This is a genomic window from Gordonia sp. VNK21 (assembly GCF_046098115.1).
Lineage (GTDB): Bacteria > Actinomycetota > Actinomycetes > Mycobacteriales > Mycobacteriaceae > Gordonia.
On record NZ_JBJURU010000028.1, the window covers coordinates 1 to 5,296 of the forward strand.

6 protein-coding genes are annotated in these 5,296 nt (G+C 60.2%); all 6 read left to right on the top strand.

Features of this window, described 5'->3' with window-relative positions:
• Positions 1 to 270: 270 nt before the first annotated feature.
• A complete protein-coding gene (locus tag ACJMNC_RS18010; RefSeq protein WP_008382251.1) occupies positions 271 to 1,194 on the top strand; it encodes a metal-dependent hydrolase in 924 nt (307 codons plus the stop codon).
• Positions 1,195 to 1,742: 548 nt separating this feature from the next.
• Positions 1,743 to 2,480, top strand: coding sequence for an ABC transporter permease (locus ACJMNC_RS18015; RefSeq protein WP_030175681.1), 738 nt, complete (start codon positions 1,743 to 1,745; stop codon positions 2,478 to 2,480).
• Between the two features lie 10 nt (positions 2,481 to 2,490).
• Positions 2,491 to 3,354 carry an ABC transporter permease gene (locus ACJMNC_RS18020; protein ID WP_161896575.1) on the top strand — a complete coding sequence of 288 codons (864 nt, stop codon included), beginning with the start codon at positions 2,491 to 2,493 and terminating at the stop codon, positions 3,352 to 3,354.
• An 8-nt stretch (positions 3,355 to 3,362) separates the two neighbouring features.
• Entirely contained in the window at positions 3,363 to 4,397 is a 1,035-nt protein-coding gene (locus ACJMNC_RS18025) for an MlaD family protein (protein WP_408949328.1), read from the top strand.
• Complete coding sequence (locus tag ACJMNC_RS18030) at positions 4,398 to 4,721, top strand: MlaD family protein (protein ID WP_408949329.1); 324 nt, start codon at positions 4,398 to 4,400, stop codon at positions 4,719 to 4,721.
• Between the two features lie 51 nt (positions 4,722 to 4,772).
• On the top strand, positions 4,773 to 5,296 hold a 524-nt coding region (locus tag ACJMNC_RS18035; protein ID WP_408949330.1), incomplete at its 3' end, for an MCE family protein.

Here is a 5,296-nt window from a genome sequence, read left to right on the forward strand (position 1 = left end):
GCGCGGCCGCAGCTGGTCAGCCGAGCATTGTACGTAGCGCAATTTGGCGGGGTCAGCATATGCCTGGCTGGGGTCCTTCGGCGCGGCCCCACAGGGCGTCTACTTCGGCCTGGGGCAGGTGCCATCACGTGTGCGTTCGCCGACCGCGGTACCCCCATCGGGGCCTTATCGATCATTGACAGCACTGTCTCTGCGGACTGATAATTGGGAACCGAGCTGTGGATGCTGACACACATATTCTGGTGTGGCGGCACGGGACCGGAGGACAGCATGGACGCGGAGCAACCCGCCATCAGCTCTACCGACGACGCCGGTGTGGTCGACTTCAAGGCAGCGCCCATCCGTGCAAGGCGGATCAAGTTCTCCTATCCGCAGGGCTCCATGAACCGGCACTATGTCTCCGACGACCTGATCATGAGTCACGTCGTGTCCATGCTGTCATCGGTTTTCCCGGAGGGCGAGGACTTCTTCATCCGGTCGGTGAAGTACTACAAGGATGAGATCGCCCACGCGACATTGAGGGCGCAGGTCGACGGGTTCATCGGCCAAGAGGCTACACACGGACGCGAGCACCGCGAGATCAACGAGCATCTCCAGGAAATGGGTTACCCCACTCGGATCAATGACCGCCTCACCAAGCGAGCGCTGGCGATGATCTACCGCCACGCGCCGCACAAATTCTCGTTGGCCATGACCGCCGGCCTCGAGCACTACACGGCGACCCTGGCCTCTCTGCTCCTCACGAATACCGAGGCACGCGCGCTACTCACCTCCGACGAGGTGCGGGGACTCCTGCTGTGGCACGCCTACGAGGAGGTCGAACACAAAGCGGTGGCGTTCGACGTCTACCGGACCATCGGTGGCAGCGAAGCTCTGCGTATCGGCACGATGCGCGGGATCCACATCACGTTCCTGGGGCTTGTCACCGTGTCCACGCTGGCGTCGATGCTCACCGATCGCGCCACGTACAACCCGGCTCGTCTTCTGCGAAGCGTGGCGGCTATGCGCACCAACCCGTGGATCAACCGAGATGTATTGCGCGAGTTGGGAACCTACACGCGTCGCGGGTTCCATCCCAGCGACAACCCCACAGATTATCTGCTCAAGACCTGGCGCTCGGAGTTGTTCGGCGACCAAGGTATTTTGACGGACAACCTCGTGGGTGGACGTCAGCGCCGCTCGGACCGCTGCTGAACGAGGGCCGTCGGTGGGTACCTGTGCTCGGGGCCAGAACGTCTTGTTAGGTCGCCGCCGAGTTGTCCGAGTCCGGAACGGTCTTTCACAAGTCGGGTCAACGTCGGACAGCGAATCGGTGAAGTCGTCCGTCGCCGCATTTGCCGAAGCTCTCGGAGGCATCGAGCGGCCCGGCCAGGGCTTCCCCGCCGGATCTCGGGGCGGTCCAATACCAGCAGCGGATGGAACCGAACGTTTTTGGCTCTTCGCAGTTGAGGGTGTAGAGGTGGTCGGCGCCGCGTGCTGCTCGTTATAGGAATGATCAGGGTGAGTGCCCACCGCGCCATCTCGATGACATCGAGGACCATCGTGGTGCGACGACGGGTGTCGCCTCGCCAGTGCGGCTAACTCCGGCAGGAATCTCCGAATCATGTATTGAAGTACTTGAAGTACCTGATACTGTGATGCACATCATTGAAGGGCTGTGCAGCCATATGAAGGAGAGCAGTATCGCTACGGGAGTCACTGGTCGTGCGACGGATAGTCTTGCGACCTTCGGAAACACGACCATGCTCGCCGGTCAGGCACTGCGGTGGACCGTGTATGACATTGTCACCGGACGATTTCCGTTTCGGGAGGCTGTCACCCAGACCTGGTTCGTCATCACCGTAACGACGTTGCCGGCGATCCTGGTGGCGATCCCGTTCGGCGTCATCGTCTCGGTGCAAGTGGGAAGCCTGACCCAGCAGGTCGGGGCCACGTCCATCGCCGGCGCCGCTGGTGGACTCGGGATCATCCAGCAGGGGGCCCCGATCGTGACAGCGCTGCTGCTCGGTGGTGCGGCAGGGTCGGCCATCGCCTCTGACCTTGGCGCACGCACCGTCCGTGAAGAGATCGATGCCATGGAGACGCTAGGACTCAATCCGGCCCGTCGAGTCGTCGCCCCGCGGTTCGTCGCGGTTCTCATCGTCGCTCCGCTGTTGTGCATGCTCATCGTGTTTACCGGTCTCGTGGCCGGCTACATCCTGAGCGTCAACGTCCAGGGCATCACGCCGGGAAGTTACGTCTCCTCGTTTGCATCCTTCGCCTCGTCGGCGGACATCGTGGTGGCACTGATCAAGTCAGTGGTGTTCGGTCTCGTGGTCGTGGCGATCGCATGTCACCGGGGTCTGTCCACGAAAGGCGGCCCGAAGGGTGTGGCCGAATCTGTCAACGCCACCGTGGTCCTGGGGGTGGTGGCGTGCTTCGTCATCAACGTGGTCATCACCCAGCTGACAATTATGTTCGTCCCGCAGACCATCGGATGACGGAGAACACGTGACCGCCATACCATCCACCCGGTTCACTTCTGTCACTCGTCCGATCGTGCGTGCTGTGACGCCCCTCGCCGAAGTCCCTGCACAACTCGGGCACATCACCACGTTCATCATCGACACCGTCGCAGGAATTCGTCACGTCGCGACCACCTATCGACGACAGACGCTTTTGTACATACATGAGTTTGCTTGGGGACGAGGCGCTGTTCTGGTCGGCGGGGGTACCGCGGTCGTGCTTGTCATTCTCGGAATGGCTGTGGGGGCATCTATCGGCATTCAGGGTTACGCCTCGCTGGACCTGGTGGGGATGGGGTCTCTTACCGGGTTCATCTCGTCATACGCCAACACTCGGGAGTTGGCACCTATTATCGCCGCGATCGGCTTTGCAGCCCAGGCCGGCTGTCGCCTCACTGCGGAGATCGGTTCTATGCGCATCGCCGAAGAGATCGACGCACTCGAGTCGATGGCGGTGCGGCCGATTCCGTACGTCGTCAGCACGCGCGTGGTCGCAGCGATCACCACTATCATTCCCCTCTACATCGTGACGCTGATACTCAGTTTCGTCGCGGCCAAACTGGTCGTCATCCTTATGCACGGTCAGTCCGGTGGCACCTACGACTTCTATTTCAATGCGTTCCTCAAACCGCAGGATCTGGTGTTCTCAGTCATCAAGGTCCTAATTTTCGTGGTATCGGTCGTCATCGTCCACAGCTACCAGGGCTACTACGCCACCGGTGGAGCAGAAGGCGTCGGCCGCGCGTCTGGTCGAGCGATCCGCAGCAGTCTCATCATCATCGTCGTGGAGGACATGATCTTGACCCTGCTGATGTGGGGCTTCGATTCGGGCGTCAGGATTTCGGGCTAGGAGTTTAAGTGGCTGTATTTCAAGATCCGTCAGGGCGCGCGCCGTCACGAACGAACTTGACCCTGCGTGGGATCGGGGTTCTCGTCGTCGTGGTGGTTGCCGCCTATCTTCTGGTGGGCAACGCGAACGGAAAATATGACGACAACAAGACAGTGACGATTACCACCGACGCGATTGGTGACGGATTGAAGAGCGGATCGGAGGTGAAGTATCGGGGCTTCACGGTGGGCAAGGTGTCCTCGGTGTCGGTGCGCGACCAAAGCACAAATGTGAAAATCGAGCTCACCGGAGCGAACGACGACATCCGGTTGAGTCAGGGCATGGCGGTGAATTACACGTCCGCCAGCGCGCTGGGGCCGACGGCACTCGAGGTTGTCGACCCTGGGCGGGGAGCGCTCATCCGTGATGGTGGCAGTGTCTATGTGAGCAAGCAGCAGTCCGAACAAACGTCGGTATCGACCCTGATTCGAAAACTTTCCAAGCTGGTCAATGCTCTCGATCAGCCGGCGTTCAATTCTGTGGTGAAGTTTGTCGTCGACGATTCCCAAACGTTTGCCGACACCGGCAAACTCATGTTCCAGATCGCACAGCTCACTCGGGACGTTCAACAGCGGCCAGTGGGCCAGGATTTGGCGATCGCGGCAGACCTGTCCGAGGGTGTTGCCGACTTCATGAAGCCGTTCATTCCGGGCATCCTCATAAACGTCGACATCGCTGACTTCTTCGCCACCGACGAGGCCATCAAACAGACCAAAGGCAACCTCAACGACACCGGCGAGGTCCTGTTCGGCGCACTCGGAGGACTGTTGAACAAAAACTACCCGGCGTTGAGTTCACTACTGGACGTCGGCCTCGATCTGGCGAGGCCAGTCGCCAGATCGGCCTCGGGGCTCGCGCGGACCGTTTACACCATCCCGCAGATCCTGGACAGCATCGACAAGGCCACGCCACAGGTCGGGGAGCGAGTGCAACTTCAGGTCGCCCTGATAGTGCAGACCTCACCTGCGCTGCAGAGCGCGCTTGCAGCAGGAGGACCGAGGTAGATGAAGCTCAAGTCGTTAACTCCCACCATCATCAAGATCGTCGCGTTCACCGCAGTCATCGGCGTTCTCACCTACGTGATCATCGCCATCCTCCAACCCAGCTCGGACGGAGCGAGTTCTGAACGATCAGCGGTCTTCTCCGATGCCTCCGGGCTCAAACCTCGCGACGGTGTGCGGTCGGCAGGGGTCAAGGTCGGTTATGTGACGGCGATCGACCTGAAAGGGGCCACGGCGGTCGTTCATTTCCAACTGAACGACGACGTCACGATCACATCGAACACCACCGCCGCCGTGCGTTATCAGAATCTTCTGGGACAGCGATAGGTCGAATTGATCGGTGCGGAACAGGGAAAAACACAGGGGGCACTCACACAGGTGGCGCTCGACAAGACCATTCCCTCATTTGATGTGTCCACCTTGTTCAACGGATTCAAGCCGGTGTTCGACACGCTTAATGCCGACGAGATCAATGAACTGCAGGCCAACTTGTTGCGCGTTGCTCAAGGTGATGGAAGGGGTATATCGCCTGTTCTGAAGCAGGTCGCCAACATCACCGCCTACGGGAACCAGCGGTCTGAGATCATCACGAATATTGTGACGAGTCTTGGCCAGGTCTCCGACCAGCTCGAAGGCCGCTCGGCGGAGATGGTCGAACTCGTCGACAAGCTGGGATCGATCGTCGACGCCTTCAGCCGCGTGAGTGACCGGCTGCGAGAGTCGCTACGCGAGGTCAACCGGTCCATGTCGAAGACGGTCATCACCGGCGAGCAACTTGAGTCAACGTACGACCAGAGTTTCGCGACGATCTATCAGCGTCTGGCGCGAGAACCCGGGGAGTTAGAGGGTCTACTCAACGGTGCGGTACTGCTCAAGCCCCTTATGGACTCGCGGACCGCTGC